We start from the raw sequence: 22,562 nt of genomic DNA on the forward strand, positions 1-22,562 counted from the left end.
CAAGCGGCAATCCGTACGACAGGCGGACGCGATACGTTTTCGTCTCCGCTGGGTATTCGCCGGGAGACCCTCCAACACATCCATCTGCCTCAGAGACCGTCTTGTGTCGCTCAGCGCCGAGTGTCCGGTTCACGTTCTATCGCGCGCCAGCGCCGTTCCAGCGAGGGGACGACAGCCTCGATCTTGAACCCCGGTACGGCCCGTTTTCCAACTGCGTCCACAGGACTGTGAATAACGCCCTGAAACCACCAGATACAGACGACTGTAAGGGGCTCGCGTGAGAGTACAGTCGAGTGAAATCGGGGCGTAAAGCACTGTTATACCGGATACACACGACTGTACTGCACTCCGGACGTTCGTACAGAATACGGCCTGTTTTTTCGGCTATCAGCGCTTCTCGCTTCTGTTCCGGCGCTATTCTGGGTAGACGATAATGTAAACAGTAGATAGGTATAAATACTCCCTGCCAGACGACGTGACTGATGCACCCTACCAGAAACCGCTGTATCGGAAGGTTTCGAGCGATAGAGGCCCGTACCGAGGTGGTTCAGAAATGAGAGCGCGATACTGTTTCCCAGGGCACGTAGCTGGTGACAGTGGCGGCACGTCTCCGGACGAACGGATTCCGGTGGTGAGAACCCATGTCTGAGCACACGCTGGTGCTCCTGGCACTGCTGCCGCTGGCGACGATTGCGGTGTTGATGGTCGGGCTGTACCAGCCTGCGACACGGACAATGCCCATCGCATGGGCGGTTGCGGCTATCGCTGCCTTTGTCGGCTGGCAGATGTCGCCCACGCTGATCGCTGCCGCGTCGATACGCGGCGCGCTGACAGCGACCAGAATCTTGGTCATTGTCTTCGGGGCCATACTCCTGCTGTACACGCTGAAACAGTCCGGCGCGTTCGAAGTCATCAACGCGGGGTTCTCCTCGATCAGCGACGACCGGCGCGTGCAGGTCATCCTGCTCGTTTTCCTCATGGGCTCGTTCATCGAGGGCGCGGCCGGCTTCGGGACGCCCGCGGCCATCGTCGGCCCGCTGCTGGTCGGCCTGGGCTTCCCGCCACTGGCCGCGGTGGTCGTCGCGCTTACGGGGAATATCCTCGCAATCACGTTCGGCGCGGTCGGAACGCCGCTGATAATCGGACTGCGTGACGTGGTGTTCGCAGAGGGTACGGGCGCATCACAGCAGGTGCTCCAGCAGGGCGGCTTCGAGAGCGTCGGCGCGTACGTCGCTCAGATCGGTGTGTGGGCGGCGCTCATCCACGCTATCGTCGGCATCGCCATCCCGTTCATCGGCGTAGCGATGATGACGCGTTTCTTCGGAGAAGAGCGGTCGATCAAACCGGCGCTCGAAGTCCTGCCGCTGTGCCTCTTCGCGTGGGCTTCCTTTGCAATACCCTACGTCGCGACCGCGTACTTCCTCGGTCCGACGTTCCCGGCCCTGCTCGGTGCGATGGTTGGCCTGCTCGTGGTCACGACCACGCTACGGGCCGGCTACTTCCTCCCAGACGACGAATGGGACTTCGGCCCGCAGGAGCAGTGGCCGGACCACTGGATCGGCAGTATCGAGCCCGGCGAGGGTGTCGGCACCACGACGGGTGACAGCCGAGAGGGAACCGTCGCGGCCGACGGCGGCACGGCAACGTTTGAAGAATCCCACTCGCAGGACATGTCGCTGGGTATGGCCTGGCTGCCGTACCTCCTCGTCGCCGCACTGCTGGTCGTGACCCGCGTCGTCAGTCCGATTCAGGAGTTCTTGTCGACGAACGGCGTTCTCCTGTGGAGTAACATCCTCGGTACGCCGTTCTCGGAGGGCGTCGAGCTGTTCTACCTCCCCGGGAGCCTCTTCGTCCTCGTCGCCGTGATCACGTACGCGCTCCACGGAATGGACACTGATGGAATCAAGGCCTCGTGGAGCGAGGCGCTTCGAAACATCGCTCCGGCCGTCGTCGCGCTGTGGTTCGCGGTCGCCACAGTTATGATCATGCAGCGGACCGGCAGCGCCGTCGTGCTGGAGGCCGCGCCGATCAACTCCGGAATGCTCGGCCTGCTGTCGGAAATCACGGCGAACGGGACCGGCCAGATGTTCCCGTTCTTCTCGGGCTTCATCGGTGCGTTCGGCGCGTTCATCGCCGGTTCGAACACGGTCAGCGACATCCTGTTCGGACTGTTCCAGTTCCAGGCCGCACAGCAGATCGGTGCGCCGACCCAGATCGTGGTCGCCGCACAGGCGGTCGGCGGCGCAATCGGCAACCTCATCGCAATCCATAACGTGGTCGCCGCCCTAACGGTGGTCGGTCTCATCGGTGAGGAGGGACGCGTCATCCGTCTCGAACTGATACCGGTGCTGTACTACGGCGTGTTCACGGGCACATTGACGCTCATCCTGGCATACGTCGTGGCACCGGCCGCGTTCTAACTCCTCCCACTCTCTCACTTCCTACTTATGGCATACGACTCCCGACCCCCCGAGAAGCGTGACCCGGCGACAGACCCGAGCGCGAACTACGATTACCAGGGCGACAGCGTCCACCGACCGGACCTCGTAGCGGCCCTGAAGCGCCGCGTGGATGGCGACGTACGCTTCGATACGTACACCCGTGAGCTATTTGCGACTGATGCGAGCGCGTACGAACAGCGCCCAATCGGCGTTGTCTCACCGGTTTCGACCGACGATGTGGTCGCGGTGATGGAGTACTGCGACAAGCAGGATATTCCGGTGCTCCCACGGGGTGGCGGGACCAGTCTCGCCGGGCAGGCCGTCAACGAGGCCGTCGTCCTCGATTTCAAGCGACACATGGACGAGACGCTGTCGGTCGATCCCGAGGCCAAGCAGGCCCGCGCACAGGCGGGCATCACCATCGCCCGTCTCAACGACCGGCTCGAACCCCACGGCCTGAAGTTCGCGCCGGACCCCGCCTGGGGCGACAAGAGCGTCCTCGGCGGTGCAATCGGGAACAACACGACCGGTGCACACTCGCTGAAATACGGCAAGACAGACGCCTACATCGAGGAGTGCGAGGTCGTTCTCGCTGACGGCACTCAGACAACGTTTGGCTGGGTCGATGTCGACGACCTCGAATCGCGAGCGGCCGAGGCCGGCCCGGACGCCGACCTCGAAACGCGAATCTACGCCGAAGTCGCGAAGATCCTCTCGAAGGACGCGGCGGAGATAGACGCCAGATATCCGGAGCTCAAGCGCAACGTCTCGGGATATAATCTGGATGAACTGGTCGACAGCGCCAGGGAACGCGGCGAAGTCAACCTTGCCCGCTTGCTCGCCGGGAGCGAAGGGACACTGGCTGTTGTCACTGAGGCGACAGTCTCGCTCGAACCCGTTCCCGACGCTACGGCCATCGCCATGCTGACCTACGACGATATCCTGTCGGCGATGCGGGACGTCGCCCCGATTCTCGATCACGACCCCTCGGCCGTCGAGGTGATGGACGACGTGCTCCTCGACCTCGCTGCGGAGACCCCGGAGTTCGCTGACGTCGTCGGCATGCTCCCCGAGGAGACGGACTCGACGCTGCTCGTCGAGTTCTACGCCGACTCCGCGGATGCCGGCGCGCAGAAAGTCGCCGACCTGCTCGCCGACCGGCTTCCGGACTACGAGGCCAGAGAGTCGCCGAGTGACGGGGCGGGTTCGGTCACCGACGCCCCCGTCAACGCCGTCGACGCGCTGGAGGCCTACGACGCGGACCGGCAGGCGAAGTTCTGGAAGATGCGCAAGGCCGGGCTGCCGATCCTCCTGTCGCGGACGGGCGACGACAAACACTGGCCGTTCGTCGAGGACACGGCGGTCCCGGCCGAGAACCTCCCGGAGTACGTCGCCGATATCCGGGAGCTGTTCGACGAACACGACACGTTCGCCTCCTACTACGCCCACGCCGGCCCCGGCGTGTTGCACATCCGGCCGCTGTTGAACCTGAAATCCGGGGACGGCATCGAGACGATGGAGGCCATCTCCGACGCTATCACGGACCTCGTCGTCCAGTACGACGGGTCGGTGTCGGGTGAACACGGCGACGGCCGCGCCCGGACCCAGTGGAACCGCAAACTGTACGGCGACGACCTCTGGGAGACGTTTCGGGACCTGAAGACGGCCTTCGACCCGGACTGGCGGCTGAATCCGGGCAACATCTGCGGCGACCACGACCCGGCCGAGAACCTCCGGTACGACCCGGACTACGAGTTCGACGCGGGCTTCGAACCCACGCTCGACTGGGACAACGAGAACGGGTTTCAGGGGATGGTCGAACTCTGTCACGGCTGTGCGGGCTGTACCGGCCATCAGGAAACCACCGGCGGCGTCATGTGTCCGACCTACCGCGCCGCCGAGGAGGAAATCACCAGCACTCGTGGTCGGGCCAACATGCTCCGGTCGGCGATGGACGGTGACCTCCCCGAGGACCCCACCGACGAGGAGTTCGTCACGGAAGTCCTCGACCTCTGTATCGGCTGTAAAGGCTGCAAAAAGGACTGCCCGAGCGGCGTCGACATGGCGAAGCTCAAAGCCGAGGTGGTCCACGAACACCACCAGCGTGAAGGTATCTCGCTGCGGGACCGGCTGTTCGCCAACGTCGAGACGGTGCTCTCGCTTGGGAGCGCGTTCGCCCCGGTGTCGAACTGGCTGATGGATTTGCCGGGCTCGGGGTTCCTTATGGAGAAAACGGTCGGTATCACCGAGGAACGGACGCTGCCCGCCTTCCACCGGACTACGTTCCGGGACTGGTGGGCTGACCGCGGCGGGGCACTGATTGCTGCGAACAAAGCCGAGCGGAAGGCGCTCGTGATCGCCGACCCGTACACGAACTACAGCCATCCCGATGTCGGGAAAGCGGCCGTAGAAGTGTTGGAGGCGGCGGGCGTCCACGTAGTTGTGCCTGACGGTGTGACCGATAGCGGCCGTCCCGCATTCTCCAAGAGTATGCTGGATCACGCTCGCGAGACGGCACGAGCGAACGTCGACGTGCTCGCACCGCGAATCCGCGACGGCTGGGACGTGGTCACCATCGAACCGTCCGACGCGGTGATGTATCAGGTCGACTACCGGGACCTCCTCTCGGGCGACGACGTCGACACCGTCGCGGCGAACACGTACGGCGTCTGCGAGTATCTCGACACGTACCGGCTGGGAGAGGCTATCTCCTTCGACGAACCGGGCGGCTCGCTGGCGTACCACGGCCACTGCCACCAGAAGGCGACGAAGAAAGACCACCACGCCGTCGGCGTTCTGCGCCGGGCCGGATATGCTGTCGACCCGCTTGATTCGGGCTGTTGCGGGATGGCAGGGAGCTTCGGCTACGAGGCCGAACACTACTCGATGAGCGAGGGCATCGCGGACCTCCTCCTGGGCCAGATTGACGATTCGCCTGCCGAGCGAGTCGTCGCGCCCGGCGCGTCCTGCCGGTCCCAGATCGACGACTTCGGCGACGGTGACGCGGAGCCGCCACATCCCATCGAGATGGTCGCGGCCGCGCTCCAGTAGCACGGCCCGCATCGCTGGCTCCACGAGCTACGAGGTCAGAACCCGATACCGTCTCGCTGTCGGACTGTCACGTCGTGTCCGTCGACTGTCGACCGAAGCGCCTGCGTGAAGGGCTCAGCGTCGAACTGACCGTGGACTCTGACTGTTGTGGCGGAGCCAGCGTGGGAGTGGGCTGTGATTTTCGGCCGACCAACACGGCCGCCAGAGTGGACCTCGATTTTGTCGAGTGTGTCGTACGACTGTGTCTCGACCGTTTCGGCGGTTTCGAGAGCCGCGTGGACGCCCTCTTCGACCACCCGTGATGCGAACGCCGCGGCCCGCTGGTCCGGCGACCCGAACAGCAGGTCGACGGGTGTCAAATAGTCGTACTCGACGAAGTAGGCCCGCTCCGTACAGAACAACACGTCGACCATCCGGAGCGGGTACGACCCCCGCATCGTGTAATGCAAGTGGACGCGGAGTTCGTCGGTCACGAGAACCACCCTTGCGCGGTGGCGGCGTCAGTGACTGTCCCGTTTGCCGTGACTTTCGCGCGTCCCACTCGATACATCGTATACGCCTGGACGAGCAGGCAGATCGCCCAGAGGGCGTACCCTCCCAGTGCGCTGCCGAGCACCGTCGTCTGGACGGCAAACGCCTGCAACCCCAGCTGTGTCGCTAGCCCGGTCCCGATCAGGAGGACGCTGAAGTAGCCGAAAAACGCCGCGGCGACCCACATTGCGACAATGCGACCCCAGCCCGGCATCGTGTGCTCCGGCAGCCGGACCGTGTTGACGAGCTGGACGATGACGATGTACGGCCACATCAACAGCCCGGACATCGCCGCGCCGACGACCAGGAGCCCGAAGGGATCAGATATCGATATCGGGAGGGTGAGGATGAAGATGCCCCAGCCACAGAAGACGGTCAGCAGTCCCCAGAACAGCCGGGGCAGGCTCCAGCCCGCGTCCCGACCGTACAGCTCGTAGATGATGTCGGAGCTGTTCCGGACGAACGACTCGATGATCGCGTATTCGGTCGTGAACAGGGCGAGAAACAGCGTGACGTAGATGACGCTCGTCGTGAACCCGCCGACCGACGGCGCGATCTCGATGAGCCACATATCGACCGCGTCGCTCGTCGCTCCCGGTGCCTGTGACACCGCGATGACGACCAGCATCGTCGTGACGAGGAGGAGGCCCAGCAGGAAGGTCAACAGGTGTTCGAGCTGTGTCACGCGCCACCAGCCGCGCCACCGTTTGAGGTTTTGCGTGTCCGGGGTGAACGTGAACCCGTCCTCGTGGACCGTCTCGGGGTCGTCGCCGGCGAAGGGGTTCTTGATCCGGCCCTGATACCGCCCCATCCCGTAGCCCTTCTCGCGTATCCAGAGGCTCTGTGAGAGGTTGAGGTAGCCGCCCGCGCCGGCGTAGGCCAGCGCCCCGACCAGCACGGCGATGGTCCCGACCGGCGAGTAGTCGCCGACCTCCGTCAGGCTCCCCGGAACACCGACCAGCACGTCCACTGACCCGATGAGAACGAACAGCAGCAGGGTGAACGCAATAGACAGCGCCACCAGAACAAGCTGGAGGCTCTCGACGACGTTGTACATCAGCGGCGTCACCTGATAGGTAATCCAGATGAACACCATGAGCGCGATGCCGAACAGTCGCCAGCCGACGATGTCGACGCCAGCAACGTCGTACGTGCCGAGTCCAAGGCCCTGTGCGCCGATCTGCGCGGCGCTCGCGGCCCACCCCGGCCAGCCGAGACTGATGAACCCGCCGACCAGCATGGCCAGCGGGAGAACCGGATGGACCCGTTCGAACGCCCGAAACACGCTCTCACCGGTCGCCAGTGTCCACCGCTGTATCTCCGTATTGATGACAAAGTGGAGACAGACCGCCACGAGGAACAGCCAGTACAGTCCCCAGCCGTAACTGGCGACCAGATGCGGCCAGAACAGCGTCTCACCGCTGCCGAGCGACGCCCCCAGCATGATCGCGCTGGGACCGACGACGTGGCGGAGCTTCGGCACTTTCGGCAAGGAGAGTTCTCTGAACCGCCCGCCCGTCCCCGTGTCCGGATGGGCATCGCTCTCCGGTGCCGCCTCGAGGTTGTCGTACGCGACCGGCGTGTACGATGAGATGGGATACCGCTGCTCTTTGCGAGAGGCGTACACTTCCGATGTCTCTGACTCCGCGTCTTCCGTTACGTCCGACTGTTCCGTCGGCTTTTCCTCTGGCATCGGTGAACTCACCCACCGACGTAGTGCCAGACGTGCTCGTGGTCGGCGGCCAGGTCGACCTGTGGGAGGTCTTCGAGCGCGGGTCCGATAGCGTCCCACCACTCGTCAGCGGTCTTGTAGCCCGCCGGATGCTCCTGAAACACCTCGGTAATGAGCTTCCCGGCATCCGTGTTGGGGTTTTCACGGAGGTAGTCGTACGCGGCCCTCAGCGCTGCACGCCGGTCGTCGAGTACGTCCCCCGTCCCCGGCAGGTCCGCGTCGGCGATACTGTGTTCGACCGGCGGCTCTCGTTGCTGCTGTTGCGCGTCCGAGCCGACGAGCTGGGAGAACGGGATCCACCAGACCCGGCTCCGTGCGCCGACCTTCCGCGTTTCCAGCTCACCCCGCTCGACGAGTACTTCGAGCTTGTTGTGTGCCGTTTTCCGGGAACAACCGAGTGCGTCCATCACATCGGTTGCCGTCAACGGCTTCGCCTGGTCCGTTCGGTCTCGAAACACCGAGAGCACTCGCTCCGGTGTGAACTCTGCCGTGGACGGTGGCGACCCGTCAGCCCGACCATCGTCCGCGGTATTGCTCATACGTAGCCATTACAGTCGTATGTAATAGACTTTTCTGCAGAGAACTCCGATCCGGGAGCAAACGACCTCCTTCCGTCTGACGCTCGATGGGTCTCAATTTCACACGAAGGTAGGAAATCACTTCCCGGTCGACGCACCGACAACGGCTGTTGCAGATATCCCAAATCCGGTCCACTTCCGACAGCAACCACGTTGCCGTCGGACCGGTCCACCCCTTACTCGGCCGGTTCCCGCGGCGGCACCGACTGCTCGGTTTCCACGACCGCACGGTCGGGGAGTTCGGGGTTGGGTGTCCGACCGACCGTCAGCAGGCGTTCGGTGAGTGTCAGCTCCTCCGGACTTGGGCTCGGTTTCTGGACTTCCTCGTAGTCGACGACCACTTGTCCGTCTTCGGCCGTAATGCGCACCGCACAGAGCTGGTAGGAGGGGTAAAAAACCGGGGGGAGGAGCCCGATGATGCCGTCCCGACGGTGGAGGCGTTTGAGCCAGGTCCCGCTGTTGACGACCAGCCCGCCGTCTACCGACTGCACGCTCGGCCGGTGCGTGTGACCGTAACAGAAGACGACCACGTCTTCCTTTTCGTCGAACACTTCTCGGGCGGCTTCCTTGTACGGTGTCTGGGTATCGACCGTGAGGTCGGTCTCGAAGACTCCGAACCGGTTGATGGTCTTCTTGATGTCCTGTCGCAGAAGGTACAACGGGATGCCCACGAGCAACAGCAGCCCGGCCAGCGACGCGTTCACGACAAGCAGCATCCAGATGGCGGTGCCGACCGTGCCGAACTGGCCAAGAAACGACGTCGTCGTTTCGACCGGCGCGGACCAGACGCCCAGCAGGTTCAGCGCCGCCAGAATCGCCAGGATGGCGCTGATGTTGAACAGCAACAGGAACGGGACCAGCGCGTACCGCAACAGCGGGTTCATCTCCCGATAGAAGTACTTCGAGAGCATCCACACCGGGACCCGCTCGGTCGGCGTTACGGCCTGGACGTCCTTGAGCCAGTTGTACCGACCCCGGTCCGACAGCTGGCCGGCCCGACTTGTCACGAGCGTGTTGTAGTAGTAGCCAAGCGGCGTCACGTTGGTGTCCCCCCAGTCTTCGATGCGGTTGTTGGGGTCCTGCTGATTGCCGTGTTCGAGGTGGATGGCCTGGTCCCCCACCGGACGGGTAATCGACTTCGACTGGACAAGGTCTACGTTGTACGCCGCGAACCGCTCCACGTACTCGTCGTAGGCCGCGAGTTCGTGGTCGTGGTTGCCCGGTATCAGCGTGATCTGGATGTTCTCGCCGGTCTTTCGCAACTGCTCGAACAGCGACGGATAGGTCTCTTCGAGGGCGTCGAACTTCTCCAGTCCCGACATGCCGGTGAACTCCCACAGCCCGAACGCGTCGCCGTTGATGAGTAGTTCGGCGTGCCCGTCGGTGGTCTCTAACCGCCCCAGAAAATCGAGTAGTTCGTCGAGAAATTCCACGTCCTCTAGCTGCTCGTCGCCGCCGATGTGGAGGTCGCTGATGACGTAGTAGACGCGGTCGTCGGCGGTGCCGTCCATTGAATACGGGTTCTTGATCCACAGACAAAGGCGTTGCTCTCCGGGAAATCACGACGGGAAATTGTGGTCTCAGCCGGGACTGTGGCGTATAGACGCGCTTCAACCGATATCGAGACCTGCTCGATTACAGTTCCAGCACGGCCCGGAACCGCGCTTCGTTGTCGATCATCCGCCCGTATGCTTCGTTGACGTCTTCGAGCGGGTAGGTCTCTATCTCCGGCGCGATGTCACGGAGCGAACTGAACTCCAGCGTGTCCTGTGAGTCGCGTGCGTGTCCGGAGGCCCAGCCTTCGACACCGCCCCGGCTCTGGACGAGCTGCTGTGCGCTCACTTCCACTGGCTCGCCGGGAACGCCGACGACTACGACTGAGCCATCGACGCCGATTCCGCTGACGATAGAACTGATGGCGTCACTCGACGGTGCCGTCGCCAGCACGACGTCGGCCCCACCGAGTTCCTGTAGCCGCTGGCCGGCATCCACGTCCGCCGCGTTGATGAAGTGGTCGGCTCCCAGCTCTTTCGCCAGCGATTCCTTCTCCGGCGTTCGGGAAATGGCGGCCGTCTCGAAGCCGGCCGCGTGAGCATACTGGACCCCGAGGTGACCGAGTCCGCCGACGCCCTGCACCGCGACCAGATCTCCGACGTTCGCATCGCTGTTCCGCAGCGCGTTGAACGTCGTCACGCCCGCACAGAGCAACGGCGCTGCGGCCGCCGCGTCCAGCGCCTCCGGAATCTTGGCGAGCGCTTCCGACGGTGCAGTCATGTACTCGGCGTAGCCGCCGTCGTAGCTCAGCCCAGTGATCTCGCCGTTCTCACACTGGAGGAAGTTCCCCTGTCGACACTGCTCACACGTCGAACAGTGGCCGCCGTGCCAGCCGACGCCGACCCTGTCGCCCACGTCCCAGGCATCGACAGCGTCGCCGACGGCATCGACGTGTCCAGCCACCTCGTGGCCGGGAACCCGCGGATAGGAGACGACCGGGTTGGTCCCCTCTTTCGTGAACACGTCGCTGTGACAGATGCCACAGGCGTCGACCGAGACCCGTACCTCGCCCGGGTCGGGTTCGGGCACGTCCCGTTCGACGACCTCGAAGTCTGCCCCTGCCTCAGGCACGACCGCCGCTCGCATTGTGTCTGACATAGCGATACTTCCGGCTCGACGCGGATAAGCGGCCAGTTACCAGAGAGTTGTACGAGAGCGTCGGCTGCGATACAGCCGTGCCAATCGGTTCAGTCCGCCTCCCGATTCATACTGCCAGCTGTACGTCTGTGAAGAATCTCGCCACCTCGGGGTGGCAAATACCTTGAAATAGTTACAGCCGACAGTATCAGGACCGGAGCCGCTGAATGCGCTTCTCAGTCGGGGGATGGGTCGAGAACAGTTTCTCGAACAGCCCCTTGTCGGCGTTGAAGATACAGAGGGCGTTCATGCTGTCCTCGACTTTCGATTCGCGTCCTTCAGCACCGCGAGAGATTTTTTCGAGCGCACGGGCCAGCGGCTCGCCGGTGCCGATGGCGCGGCGCGCGTCCGCGTCGGCGACGTACTCCCGATACCGTGAGATAGCCAGCACGAACACCATGACCAGCGCGTTCGCGAGCGAGGAGGCGATCATCGCCATGATCCAGGAGCCGACGTTTCGCTCGCCGCCGAACAGTACCGCGAAGTAGGCGACGTAGCCGACGAGCATCCCGATAGACTGGCCGACGACCATCGTGATGACGTCCCGGTTCTTGATGTGGGCCAGTTCGTGTGCGATCACGCCCTCCAGTTCGTCGTCGTCGAGGAGTTGCATCAGTTCGCTCGACACGACGACGACACCCGCACCTTTCCGTCCGACCGCGAAGGCGTTGGGCACGCCCATGTCCATCACCATCAGCCGGGGCTCCTCGATATTCATATCTCTGCAGAGCCGCCGGACCATCTGGTGGACGTAGCCGAACCGCTGGTCGTCCGGCATATCCTCCGCGCCACGGAGTGCCAGCCACTTCCCGAGTTTGTACTGGATCGCCGGCACCACGAGGATTCCGACGAGGAGCACCGGGACGAGCGGCAGGCCCAACAGCACCGACAGTGCCGTGCCGGCGAAAACGTAGAACGCGAACAGAATCGCACCGACGACGAGCATCCGCACCTGTAATCCGAAGTCTGCCATACAGGGTCAAGTCCGTCCGGCCGTATAAACCGTCTGGCCGACGATGCCGCTCGTGTCACTGGGTTTTAGCCACAGGTACGGTGACGATTCCGGGGAAATTCGTCGATTCAGTCCACACAGCGGTCGGTCATTATGCTTTGCGGAGTGCGTAACTCCGACGGCCGTGCGTTTCGAGCGTGAGAGACGCCAGCCGCCAGTCGGTCTCCGCACAGAACTGGTGGACGGCAGGGATGACGCCGTTCACGATTTTGTAGTCGTCGCCCGCGATTAGCCGTCCGCTGTGACGGCCCGCTGGCTCTCTGAGTTCGGCCAGCGTCGCCTCATACTCGTGGGAGCTGTTGATATACACCCAGTCGAGCGAGTCGGTGTCGGCATCACGGAGCACGGAGATGGGCCCAGCGTCCCGCAGACGGACAGCACCCCGTGCTCGCTACAGCGCCGCTCAACAGCCTGGCGCTCCTCGTCGCTTTCCCACTCATCGACCAGAGAGAGCGTCTCCGGCCGCGTGACCCGGACGATTGATTCGGCGAACCGTCTCCGGTCCCGAACTCGGCGGCGGTCGCGCTGGTCGGCATGTATTCGAGGAGGTCCGTCCGGTGGGGGAGGAGTTGCACGTTTTCAAGCTCTGCCGCCGGGAGCGACTCCGGGACAGCTTCCTCTCGGTTCAGGATGGTCGCTGCTGCGACTCCCTCGGACGTTTCGGGTGGGAACACGGTCTGGCAAAGTCCGGCGACCACCGGGTAGAGTCAGGCCGGGACAGGACTCAGTGATAGCGTGGTTCACCCGCGATAGTGACGTTCTGCTGTCACGATACCGCAACGGAGCGTAAAAGTATGCTGACTCCGACTCTCACTGGAGAGCCGAAAACCTATGCGCTTGGGTTCGAAACGACCCTGGCATGTCTCTCTCCCGTTTTGTCGGGCGGTTCCGGCCTTACTCCGTCCCGCTCTGTCTGTTTGCCCTGGTGGCGATCGCTGTGCTGTTCGTCCCGCCTCTGGTTCTCGGGGGCGCGACCGGCCGCACGTACGCCCTGACCATGGCAGTTCTCATCGTCGCGATCTCGTCGGTCCTTCCGTATGCCGTCGCCGTCGGTGTGCTGACCGTCCCGTTCCTCTACACTGGAATCGGTAGTTACGCGGCCCCAGAGGTGTTGCCGACCGATGCAGAGCCGTTCGGGCTGGCTGCAGCACTCCGGCACGTCATCGCTGGCATCTCGTACGTCGTCGCGGCCACCGTCGTCGGCGCTGTCGGCATCGGCCTCGATTTCGCGGCTTCGAGTGGTTCGGAGCCGTTTACGGCGATGGGCTTCCCACCGTTTCCGTCACTCGGGTTTCCGCCGTTCTTGGTGCTCGGTGGCATAGTCGTCGCCGGTGTCTACGTTGCGGTCCAGCTGTGGCGGTACGAGCGACCGGTTCGGGGCCTGGGGTGGGAGACGGTTCTCGGGACGGTCGTTCTTGGCACGTTCCTCGCCGCATCGCCCGTCGTCGCGCTCTGGATTTTCGGGTCCTATGGCTTCTGAACGACCGTACACTACCTGTAGTAGCCAGTCAATCTGCTGTCCGTCCGATAATCGGCGCTACCCGCCGGCTTCCAAACGGCTTAAAGTCGCAAGCTCCGGTATCCGATAATGACTCAGCAACAGTCCTCGACAGACGGCGGTCCACGAGCGAGCGGCATGCCGATGCTCGGTCTCGGAACGTGGCAGAACGACGACGCAGAACAGTGTGCGGAAAGCGTCCGGACGGCGCTGGAGGCCGGCTACCGCCATATCGACACCGCACAGGCCTACGACAACGAAAGCGCCGTCGGCGACGGTCTCGCTGCGGCTGACGTGGACCGCGACGATATCTTCCTGGCGACGAAGGTCTGGATCTCGAACCTCTCGCACGACGACGTGATCGAGACGACCGAGGAGAGCCTCGACAAACTCGGCGTCGATTCGGTGGATCTGCTGTACGTCCACTGGGCGGCGGGCGAGTACGAACCCGAGGAGACGCTTCCGGCGTTCGACGAACTCGTCGACCGCGGCTTGATCGACAACGTCGGCGTCTCGAACTTCGAACCGCACCACGTCGAGACGGCGATGGACGTGCTCGATGCTCCGGTGTTTGCAAACCAGGTCGAGACGCACCCGTTCCTCCAGCAGTCGGAACTCCGCGAGCACGCGGCGGAACAGGACTACGAACTGGTGGCGTACTCCCCGCTGGCACGCGGTGAAGTGTTCGGTCACGACGTCATCGAAGCCATCGCCGACGACCACGACGCGAGCGAAGCGCAGGTCAGCCTCGCGTGGCTCCGCGAGAAGGGCGTGACGGCGATCCCGAAAGCCACGAGCGAAGCCCACATCACCGATAACCTGGCGAGCCTCGACCTGTCCCTGACGGACGCCGAAATCGACCGTATCGACAGCATTGACACGGTCGACCGACGCGTCGATCCGGACTGGTCGCCCGCCGCCTGGGACTGAATCGATTTCGAGCTTTCCCGGTGGGAGTTGCCGATACGACTGTCGGTCCGTGACACCACGTCTCCCACAGCCCTCTTCACATTTCGACCCGTTACACAGGTAATGAGATATCTTCGCTCTAACGGGTGGTCCAACTGACCTGGCCGATGCTGCGGTCCACGTTTTCTGATCGTCCCTCACTCCCGGCCCGTTACCGTGACACCGCGCTTTTCGTCCTACTCGCGGTATTGTTCGGTGGCTCGTTCGTCGCGATCAAAACCGGGCTCCGTGAGCTGCCACCGGTGCTGTTTGCCGGTCTCCGGTTCGACCTGGCAGCGGTGACGCTGCTTGGCTACATCGTCCTTACCCGGCCCCGGTCGACGTGGCTGCCACGGACGCGCGCGGACTTCGTTGGAATCGGGATGGCGGCGCTGTTCCTGATCGCACTCAACAACGGGCTGTTGTTCCTCGGTCAGGGCGCGACCACGCCCGCAGCGGCGTCCGTGATGTACGGCCTGAACCCGATACTCGCCCCCGTGTTCGCCTGGTGGCTGCTGGGTGACCGACTATCGTGGCTCGGTGCGCTCGGTATCGGTATCGCGCTGAGCGGCGTTATCCTCATCGTGCAGCCGTCGCCGTCGACGTTCACCGACGCGAGCGCTGTCGGGCAACTTCTGGTCCTCGGCGCGGCAGCGGCCGTCGCACTTGGCAGCGTGCTCCTCCAGCGTGTCGGCCCGCAGATGGACAGTACACCGCTGACTGCGTGGGCGATGGCTGTCGGCGCGGTGCTCCTCCACGTCGCGAGCCTGCTGGTCGGGGAGTCGCCCACGGCCGTCATCGGCATCGGCCCCGAAACGATTGCGAGCATTGTGGCTGTGGGCATCCCCTCGACGGCAGTCGCGTACGCCATCTACTTCGGCCTCATCAAGCGCATCGGCCCGGTCCGTGCGAACTTGGTCGCGTATGTCGTGCCGATTTTCGCCGCGCTCATGGGCTGGGTACTGCTTGGCTCGTCGGTGTCACTGTGGACGCTCGTCGGCTTCTTAGTCGTCGTTGCGGGCTTCGCTCTCATCGAGCGTGTGACCATCCGCATGGAACTGCGCCGGCTCTATCACCGCTTCGAGGAGACATCCTCGTCGAAGCAGACGCCGCCGTGTGACGACTGACGTCAGCGGTTGCAGTAGAGCGATCACGATCTGGATTTGACGAAACGGGCCCAGCCAATCATGTACTGGCAGCCCCAAGCCACGATATGGACCCTTCTGACGTGGAGACGGTGTTCGTCGCCGGAGCCAGCGGCGGGACCGGGCGCGCGACGCTCCGACTCCTCAGTTCGCGCGTACCGACGGTCCGGGCACTGACCAGCACGCCGTCGAAAACAGACGACCTGCAGGCGGCCGGCGCTGACGAGGTTGTCGTCGACGACTTGCTGAACCCGACTGCGTTGGCCGAGGCGCTGTCGGACGTTGATGTCGTCCTGAGCGCCGTCGGCTCGAACATCACGGACGTCTGGTCCCGGGACGAGTACGTCGACGGTGCGGGGACGATCAATCTCCTCGGAGCGGCCGTCGACGCTGGCGTCGATGCGTTCGTCATGGAATCCGCTATCGGCGTGGGTGACGAGCCGGCCAGTCCGCTCGCGACGGCCTTCGACGTCATCATTCGGCCGATACAACGGGCCAAAGCAGAAGCCGAGGCCGCGATCCGCGATGCCCCGGTTCGGCACACGATTCTCCGCCCGGGCGTGCTCACGAACGGGCCGCGAACTGACACTGTCTCGGTCGCCGAACCGGGTGCGAAGCTCTGGGGCAGCGTTTCGCGGGCCGACGTGGCCCGACTGATGATCGCATCGCCTGTCACACCGGCGGCCGAAGACCGGACGCTGGAAGTCGTTGCCAGGCCGTCGTTCCCGAACCGCGCGCTGGATATCGAGTGGCGGCTTCCCCGGAGTGGAGCGTCGGAGACTGTGCTAGTCGATACGCCGGATGAAGACCCGTAGTGGGCAATCCACCCGTGTGCAAATACGCCTCCAGCGTGAAAGGCGGCTGATGACTGACGTGGACCACGCGAACGCTGGCTATCGGCGGCTGTTCGGGGGGGACGGCCTCTCGTTCGGCCTCGGGTTCCCGCTCACGGGCGAAACGGAGTCGACGCCGGATATCGACGCGGAACTCCGGCTCGCAAGCCACGCCGAAACAGTCGGCTTCGACGCGCTCTGGGCGCGAGACGTGCCGACGTACTGGCCGCGGTTCGGGGACGCCGGCGGGGCCTTCGACCCGTGGTCGCTGCTGTCCCACGTCGCCGCCCACACCGAGTCGGTGGCGCTTGGCACCGCGAGTATCGTTCTCCCGCTGCGCCATCCCCTCCACATGGCGAAATCGGCTGCGACCGTCGACCGGCTTTCCGACGGCCGTCTCGTGCTGGGCGTCGCCTCGGGCGACCGCGACCCGGAGTATCCGGCGTTCGGCGTCGACCCCGAGAACCGGGGCCAACTCGTCCGCGAAAGCGTCGAGGCGCTTCGCGTGCTCTGGCGCGAGGAATACCCGACGCTCGATGGCTCCTGGGGCTACCTCGACGGAGAACTCGATGTCCTCCCGAAACCGACAACGGACACGCTCCCGCTCTTCCCGACCGGCAACGCCAGACAGTCCACGGAGTGGATCGCCGAGAACGGCGACGGCTGGATATTCTACCACCTTCCCGAGTCGACCCTGGAGTCGTATCTCGACACATGGCGGAGCCACGCGTCAGAGAAGCCGTTCACGATTGCCGTTCAGGTCGAGTTCGCTGCTGATCCGACGGCGGAGCCCGAACCGCTCCACCTGGGCTATCGTGCCGGCGTCGAGTGGTTCAGAGAGTACTTCCGACGGCTCGAAGAGCACGGCCTCGACCACGTTATCGTCGGGCTTCGAGCGGCGGAGCCAGAGGCGGCGATGACGACCTTCGCAAGCGAAATCATCGACGAACTGTGACTCCAGCTGTCGATACCGTTCCTGCGAAACTCGCGGCGGATGACGCTTCCGTCGATCCAATCGACTGCCTGCCGTATTCCGGTTTGGACTTCCCAGCAACAGCCCTCTGAGCTGGGCTTACGGATCGAACTCGTTCTGCTTGAGCCCTTTCCGGACCGGTTCGTGTTCGGCGTCGGTCGGCGGCGGTGCCGTCACCAGTAACGCCTCCAGCCGACCATCCTCGTCCGCTTTGACACCGCGGTCGGTGTCGGCCTCGACGACAACTACGTCGCCCGGCTCGACCGCCCGCTCCGTGTCTCCATCACGGACGATACCGCTCCCGGACTGGACGTGTATCGCGACGTCGCTCGCGGGCGCGTGCACCGGAATAAACTGGCCGGGTTCGAAGTAGCCACAGACGACTTTCATCCGGTCGCTGCGGAACACTTCGACAGCCGAGAACTGGTCGTCGTCGTATTCCCGGACGGCGTCGAAATCGGTCGCTGTCATCGCGCGTCCTCCTCGTCACTGCGGTCTCGAAGAACTACAGGGCCGAAGTCGCGGCTGGTCGATGCGGACTGGCTCGAACGCCGGCCAGTGCGCACACTCGCTCGCTGTCGGTTTCGGTGCTGTGGGTGCATCGCGAGGAGTTCCGACCGCACGACGGAAAACCTCGGTCCCGAACCGCTTCGTCTGTAGACGCGCCGCTTCGTACTCTGGATGCATATAAACTGTCTCCGAACATCTTCCCGATAAGAACCACGGGCAGTCCGTATAAAGACCCTCCAAATGGTGTCTGTAGGCGCATTGGCGACGACAGTACTGATGGCGATACTGCTCGTCGGTATCGCTGGGATACTCGCACGGATCGAAGACTGGCGGTCGTATACGATTGCGATCGGTGGCGGCCACGGGGCGCACGAACGCACCCACGCGGAGAAGCCGAGCGGGATTCTCCGGTGGCTGACGACGGTCGACCACAAGGATATCGGGATTCTCTACGGCGTGTTCGCCGTCGTCGCGTTCGCGTGGGGCGGTATCGCCGTCGTTCTGATGCGGTTCGAACTGATGTACCCCGCTGAGGACTTCCTCAGCGCCAGTGCCTACAACGGCCTCCTGACGACCCACGGCATCACGATGCTGTTCCTGTTTGGGACGCCAATGCTGGCGGCGTTCTCGAACTACCTGATCCCGCTGCTCATCGGGGCCGACGACATGGCGTTTCCGCGAATCAACGCCATCGCGTTCTGGTTGTTGCCGCCGGCGGCGCTGCTCATCTGGGGTGGCGTCCTCGGCGGGCCGTTCCTCGAAAACATCGAACCGGCACAGACCGCCTGGACGATGTACACGCCGCTGTCGATCGAACAGCAGAACCCCGGCGTGGACCTGATGCTGCTCGGCCTCCACCTCTCGGGCGTCGCGGCGACGATGGGGGCGATCAACTTCATCGCGACTATCTTCACCGAGCGGAGCGAGGACGTGACATGGGCCACCCTCGATATCTTCTCCTGGACTGTCCTGGTGCAGTCCGCACAGATCCTGTTTGCCTTCCCCTTGCTGGGCAGTGCGCTTGTCATGCTCCTGCTTGACCGCAATCTCGGGACGACGTTCTTCACGCTCGACGGCGGCGGCCCGCTGCTGTGGCAGCACCTGTTCTGGTTCTTCGGCCACCCCGAGGTGTACATCCTCGTCTTGCCACCGATGGGACTGGTGAGCTACATTCTGCCGAAGTTCTGTGGCCGGAAGCTGTTCGGATTCAAGTTCGTCGTCTACTCGACGCTGGCGCTCGGAGTTCTCTCCTTTGGCGTCTGGGCGCATCACATGTTCGCGACGGGTATGGACCCTCGACTACGGGCCTCGTTCATGGCGGTCTCTATCGCCATCCCGAGCGCGGTGAAGACCTTCAACTGGATGGCGACCATGTGGAACGGCGCGTTGCGGACGACCGCGCCGTTCCTCTTCTGTGTCGGGTTCGTCGGGAACTTCATCATCGGCGGCGTCACCGGCGTCTTCGAGGCCGCCATCCCCGTCGACCTCATCTTACACGACACATACCACGTCGTCGCTCACTTCCACTACGTCATCATGGGCGGGATCGCCTTCGCTGTTTTTGCGGGCATTTACTACTGGTTCCCGCTCTACACAGGTCGGTGGTACCAGCGCTCGCTGGCGAAGTGGCACTTCTGGCTGACCCTCGTCGGCACGAACGTCACGTTCTTCCCGATGGTCCTGCTCGGCTACGCCGGGATGCCCCGCCGGTACGCCACGTACGCTCTGACCGCTGGCCCGGTGGACCTGTTTACGCTCCTGCACCAGCTGGCGACGTTGGGTGTCGTCCTGCTGGTCATCGGCCAGCTCATCTTCGTCTGGAACCTCGTGACTTCATGGCTGGAGGGGCCACTGGTCACGGACGGCGACCCCTGGGACCTAGCGGCGACGGACCAGTTCCCCCGGGAGTTCGCGTGGTTCGAGCGCGAGCGGCTCCCGACGCTGGCCGACGGCGGCGAAGAACCGGCCGGGGATTGATCTCCGAGTTCTTCTGGTTTCCCGTTCGCGGTACCCGTCTTGGTGGTTCTACGGTCACCTCTAGAGTAGTATAGAACCGTTATCACACCCACTTTGAAACGGTCAATACAACTCAAGCAGTAAATGAGCTTGAAAATTGGTCGGACTGGACGACTCAATATGGACGGGAAATCTACTATATTTACGGGAATATTTTTATTCTTTCCCACACTAAGGCTGAATACGTCATGTCGAAGACGACAGACGAACGAGGACGGATCTACCTCCCGAAGGATGTCCGCGACCGGTTCGGTGACCAGTATCGTATCGTTGAACTCCCGAGCCACGTCGCACTCTTCCCAGTTGACGAGGACCCGCTAGAGGGCCTCCGAGCGGCCGTTGGCGATGCTTTTGCAGAGACAGAGGCCGACAAGCTGAAAACTGAATCGCGGAAGGCGATATCACGAGAGGTTCAAGAGGAAGCGAAAGATCGGACACAGGATGGCGAGGCGTAAGTCGTGTACGTTGAAACTGACTTTCTCACCGCACTGTTGAAGGACGACGACTGGCTTCAGGACGCCGCAGTCCGCGCCCTCGAAGAGCACGATGACATACATACCTCGATACTCGCGTACGCCGAGGTTCTGGTGCTGTTCTACGACCGTGAGGCGGCCGAGTACGAGATCGATGCGCCGCGGGCAATTACCAACCTGCTCGAACTGGTTCCAATCGTGCCGGAAGAGCACGAGGACGCGGTTCTGGCCGCCGCAGCGTTCCTCGACGAGTACGATCTCACCCCGTTCGATGCACTCCACGCTGGACTCGTCACGACCGGCGAAGAGCGAGTCCTTTCGACCGAGCAGGATTACGACACTGTCGGCCTCGACCGTACATCGTTGGAACCTGCGCCCTCTGAGTGAAGATGGTAGATACGCAGACCGACTGTGCAGCTTGTTCAGTCTACACTGCCTGAAATCAATAGCCTGTGACGAGTTGTCTGACACCCTGTCTCCGTCTGCTACCCTACTCCGAGATGTCCGGATACGACTGTCGGCCGCCCTGTGACTTCCTGGCGACTAGCTGGGCGGTGGCTGCGGTCGTCCCGTCCCTCGTTGCAGTGCGCTCGTCGTAGTGCAACACCGTCAGGCCGAGTCCGGCCCTGAGCAGTTCGTTCGAGGCGAACCGATACCGCTCCCCGGAGGGGCCGCCGTCCACGTCGTCGCTTGTCCGGAGGTGGTGCTGGATGAACAGACAGCCGCCGTCGGCCAGCGCCTCGATAATGTCTGGAAGGCGGTCGACGGGGCGATAGAAGCTAATCGTAATGACGTCGTACGTCGACGCCGGGTACGCGAACGATTCGAGGTCCGCCTGTATCCACTCGATATCGTCTTCGACGCCCACTTCGCGTGCGTTCTCGCGGGCAATGTGCAGCCCCGCCCGCGATTGGTCGACCGCATCGACGCGGTACCCGGCCGCTGCGACCGGGAGCGCGTTCCGTCCGGTCCCGGTTGCGACGTCAAGCGCCCGACCCGGTGGAAAGGTCGGCAGGTATCGTTCTAACACCGGATGTGGGTCCGGGCGCTGTGGGTACGTGCCCGCTCGGTATCGCTCGTCCCAGGTCGTCATGGCTCCGTCAACCGCCCGCCGAAACATGAAGCCTGCGGGCTGTGACACAGCTCTTGCGTTGCTTCCCGTTTCCGGACGCGACAATCTCAACTGACTTATCGGTACACCTGTGACCTATCCACAAGCTACTAGCCATGGACAGTCAAACGGGTGTGACCAGACGGCGGCTGCTCATCGCTCTCGGAAGCGGACTCGGTCTGCTCGGGGGCGGCGGTGCCTACGTGTACTGGTCGCTACAAGGCGACTCGGGCGGGTACACTGCGCCGGACTCACAGCCGGTCGTCACTACGCGCGGGCTCCTCGACGCGGCGGAGGGGCCAGCCTTCGAGACTGGTGGCATGTGGTCGTTCGACGACGCGTCGGAGGTGTTCCTGTTCGTCCACGGATTCAGTACCGACGCCGAGAGGGCGCGCGACAATGCCTATACGGCGCAGGTAGCACTCGACGGAACACGGCCCACACCGGTTATCGCGTACAGTTGGGATTCCGATGTCGAGTGGGAGCAGGCGAAGGACAACGCCGAGGCGAACAGTACCCACCTCGCTCAGTGGCTGGTCGAGTGGGCCGAAACCGACGGCCGGCCGGTCCATTTGCTCGCGCACTCACTTGGTGGGCGTGTGACCGGTGAGACCCTCCGGGTGCTTGCCGAGCGAGGGGCGACAGACGCGCTTGCCTCGGTGTCACTGCTCGGTGGTACCATCCCCTACGATAGCGTGGTGCAGGGTGGCCGATACGGCGACGCCATAGCGGCCGTTGACGCACCGGTGTCGAACTTCTACAGCCACAACGATAAGGTCCTTTCGTGGGTGTACCGGGCATCGGATCGGACCCACGCCGTAGGCCACGCTGGCACTCGTGACGCGGGGCCGCTTCCCGACGGCTACCAGGAGGTGAACGTCACTGACCTCGTTGCCGACCACTACTCGTACTTCGAACCGGGCGAGGGGTGTCTGCCGCGTGTCGTTGCCGGGATCGAGTGACGTAGCTCTATTTTCCTGCTGCTAGTAGAACTAAATATGGCGGAAGTGTTGTTCATC

21 protein-coding genes are annotated in these 22,562 nt (G+C 63.5%); 11 read left to right on the plus strand and 10 right to left on the minus strand.

Translation table 11 applies throughout. The features are described 5' to 3' along the window. Positions 1-641 precede the first annotated feature (641 nt). Both GJ630_RS06850 and GJ630_RS06855 read left to right on the plus strand, forming a co-directional pair. Positions 642-2,420, plus strand: coding sequence for an L-lactate permease (locus tag GJ630_RS06850; protein ID WP_191449605.1), 1,779 nt, complete (start codon positions 642-644; stop codon positions 2,418-2,420). Between the two features lie 27 nt (positions 2,421-2,447). Continuing rightward, positions 2,448-5,492, plus strand: coding sequence for an FAD-binding and (Fe-S)-binding domain-containing protein (locus GJ630_RS06855; protein WP_191449606.1), 3,045 nt, complete (start codon positions 2,448-2,450; stop codon positions 5,490-5,492). Between the two features lie 35 nt (positions 5,493-5,527). On the opposite strand, the gene GJ630_RS06860 is transcribed toward GJ630_RS06855, so the two are convergent. The 8 genes from GJ630_RS06860 to GJ630_RS19940 form a co-directional block, all read right to left on the minus strand. Continuing rightward, entirely contained in the window at positions 5,528-5,974 is a 447-nt protein-coding gene (locus GJ630_RS06860; protein WP_023843013.1) for a hypothetical protein, read from the minus strand. Then, a complete protein-coding gene (locus GJ630_RS06865) occupies positions 5,962-7,716 on the minus strand; it encodes an Nramp family divalent metal transporter (RefSeq protein ID WP_050038426.1) in 1,755 nt (584 codons plus the stop codon). Before GJ630_RS06865 ends, GJ630_RS06860 begins: the two co-directional genes overlap by 13 nt. A gap of 8 nt (positions 7,717-7,724) precedes the next feature. Next, entirely contained in the window at positions 7,725-8,294 is a 570-nt protein-coding gene (locus tag GJ630_RS06870) for a helix-turn-helix transcriptional regulator (RefSeq protein WP_014031253.1), read from the minus strand. 215 nt (positions 8,295-8,509) lie between these two features. Then, positions 8,510-9,844, minus strand: a complete 1,335-nt coding sequence (locus tag GJ630_RS06875) for a metallophosphoesterase (RefSeq protein ID WP_191449607.1) — start codon at positions 9,842-9,844, stop codon at positions 8,510-8,512. A gap of 124 nt (positions 9,845-9,968) precedes the next feature. Further along, positions 9,969-10,973, minus strand: a complete 1,005-nt coding sequence (locus tag GJ630_RS06880; protein ID WP_191907495.1) for an alcohol dehydrogenase — start codon at positions 10,971-10,973, stop codon at positions 9,969-9,971. Positions 10,974-11,172: 199 nt separating this feature from the next. Then, a complete protein-coding gene (locus GJ630_RS06885) occupies positions 11,173-11,997 on the minus strand; it encodes a M48 family metallopeptidase (protein WP_008312162.1) in 825 nt (274 codons plus the stop codon). A gap of 130 nt (positions 11,998-12,127) precedes the next feature. Next, the gene (locus GJ630_RS19935; RefSeq protein ID WP_014031250.1) at positions 12,128-12,382 is read right to left on the minus strand and encodes a hypothetical protein; all 255 of its coding nucleotides are present in this window, start codon (positions 12,380-12,382) and stop codon (positions 12,128-12,130) included. Then, on the minus strand, positions 12,372-12,710 hold the full coding sequence (locus tag GJ630_RS19940) for a hypothetical protein (RefSeq protein ID WP_252718743.1): 339 nt from the start codon (positions 12,708-12,710) through the stop codon (positions 12,372-12,374). Before GJ630_RS19940 ends, GJ630_RS19935 begins: the two co-directional genes overlap by 11 nt. 185 nt (positions 12,711-12,895) lie before the next feature. On the opposite strand from GJ630_RS19940, the gene GJ630_RS06895 reads away from it, so the two are divergent. The 5 genes from GJ630_RS06895 to GJ630_RS06915 all read left to right on the plus strand — a co-directional run bounded on the left by GJ630_RS06895 (position 12,896) and on the right by GJ630_RS06915 (position 17,415). Continuing rightward, positions 12,896-13,516 carry a hypothetical protein gene (locus tag GJ630_RS06895; RefSeq protein ID WP_252718744.1) on the plus strand — a complete coding sequence of 207 codons (621 nt, stop codon included), beginning with the start codon at positions 12,896-12,898 and terminating at the stop codon, positions 13,514-13,516. A 156-nt stretch (positions 13,517-13,672) separates the two neighbouring features. After that, entirely contained in the window at positions 13,673-14,464 is a 792-nt protein-coding gene (locus GJ630_RS06900; protein WP_080510111.1) for an aldo/keto reductase, read from the plus strand. A 146-nt stretch (positions 14,465-14,610) separates the two neighbouring features. After that, complete coding sequence (locus GJ630_RS06905) at positions 14,611-15,609, plus strand: DMT family transporter (RefSeq protein ID WP_191449608.1); 999 nt, start codon at positions 14,611-14,613, stop codon at positions 15,607-15,609. A gap of 86 nt (positions 15,610-15,695) precedes the next feature. Next, positions 15,696-16,442, plus strand: coding sequence for an NAD(P)-binding oxidoreductase (locus tag GJ630_RS06910; protein WP_191449609.1), 747 nt, complete (start codon positions 15,696-15,698; stop codon positions 16,440-16,442). A gap of 49 nt (positions 16,443-16,491) precedes the next feature. Continuing rightward, positions 16,492-17,415, plus strand: a complete 924-nt coding sequence (locus tag GJ630_RS06915) for an LLM class oxidoreductase (protein ID WP_014031244.1) — start codon at positions 16,492-16,494, stop codon at positions 17,413-17,415. A 117-nt stretch (positions 17,416-17,532) separates the two neighbouring features. Here GJ630_RS06915 and GJ630_RS06920 read toward each other — a convergent pair whose 3' ends face one another. Continuing rightward, positions 17,533-17,904 (minus strand): cupin domain-containing protein, encoded by a 372-nt coding sequence (locus tag GJ630_RS06920; RefSeq protein WP_014031243.1) that lies wholly within the window; start codon positions 17,902-17,904, stop codon positions 17,533-17,535. Positions 17,905-18,219: 315 nt separating this feature from the next. Here GJ630_RS06920 and GJ630_RS06925 point away from each other — a divergent pair, with 315 nt between their 5' ends. The 3 genes from GJ630_RS06925 to GJ630_RS06935 all read left to right on the plus strand — a co-directional run bounded on the left by GJ630_RS06925 (position 18,220) and on the right by GJ630_RS06935 (position 20,819). After that, positions 18,220-19,920 (plus strand): cbb3-type cytochrome c oxidase subunit I, encoded by a 1,701-nt coding sequence (locus GJ630_RS06925; RefSeq protein ID WP_252718745.1) that lies wholly within the window; start codon positions 18,220-18,222, stop codon positions 19,918-19,920. A 227-nt stretch (positions 19,921-20,147) separates the two neighbouring features. Further along, complete coding sequence (locus GJ630_RS06930) at positions 20,148-20,414, plus strand: hypothetical protein (RefSeq protein WP_014031241.1); 267 nt, start codon at positions 20,148-20,150, stop codon at positions 20,412-20,414. Between the two features lie 3 nt (positions 20,415-20,417). Then, entirely contained in the window at positions 20,418-20,819 is a 402-nt protein-coding gene (locus tag GJ630_RS06935) for a PIN domain-containing protein (protein ID WP_008312181.1), read from the plus strand. Between the two features lie 103 nt (positions 20,820-20,922). Here GJ630_RS06935 and GJ630_RS06940 read toward each other — a convergent pair whose 3' ends face one another. Further along, on the minus strand, positions 20,923-21,525 hold the full coding sequence (locus GJ630_RS06940; RefSeq protein WP_191449611.1) for a bifunctional 2-polyprenyl-6-hydroxyphenol methylase/3-demethylubiquinol 3-O-methyltransferase UbiG: 603 nt from the start codon (positions 21,523-21,525) through the stop codon (positions 20,923-20,925). A gap of 134 nt (positions 21,526-21,659) precedes the next feature. Between GJ630_RS06940 and GJ630_RS06945 the strand changes: the two genes are divergently transcribed. Continuing rightward, positions 21,660-22,505, plus strand: a complete 846-nt coding sequence (locus GJ630_RS06945; protein ID WP_191449612.1) for a DUF726 domain-containing protein — start codon at positions 21,660-21,662, stop codon at positions 22,503-22,505. Positions 22,506-22,562: the final 57 nt, after the last annotated feature.

Origin of the sequence: Haloarcula sp. CBA1122, assembly GCF_009741785.1 — an archaeon.
GTDB classification, from domain to species: Archaea; Halobacteriota; Halobacteria; order Halobacteriales; family Haloarculaceae; genus Haloarcula; species Haloarcula hispanica.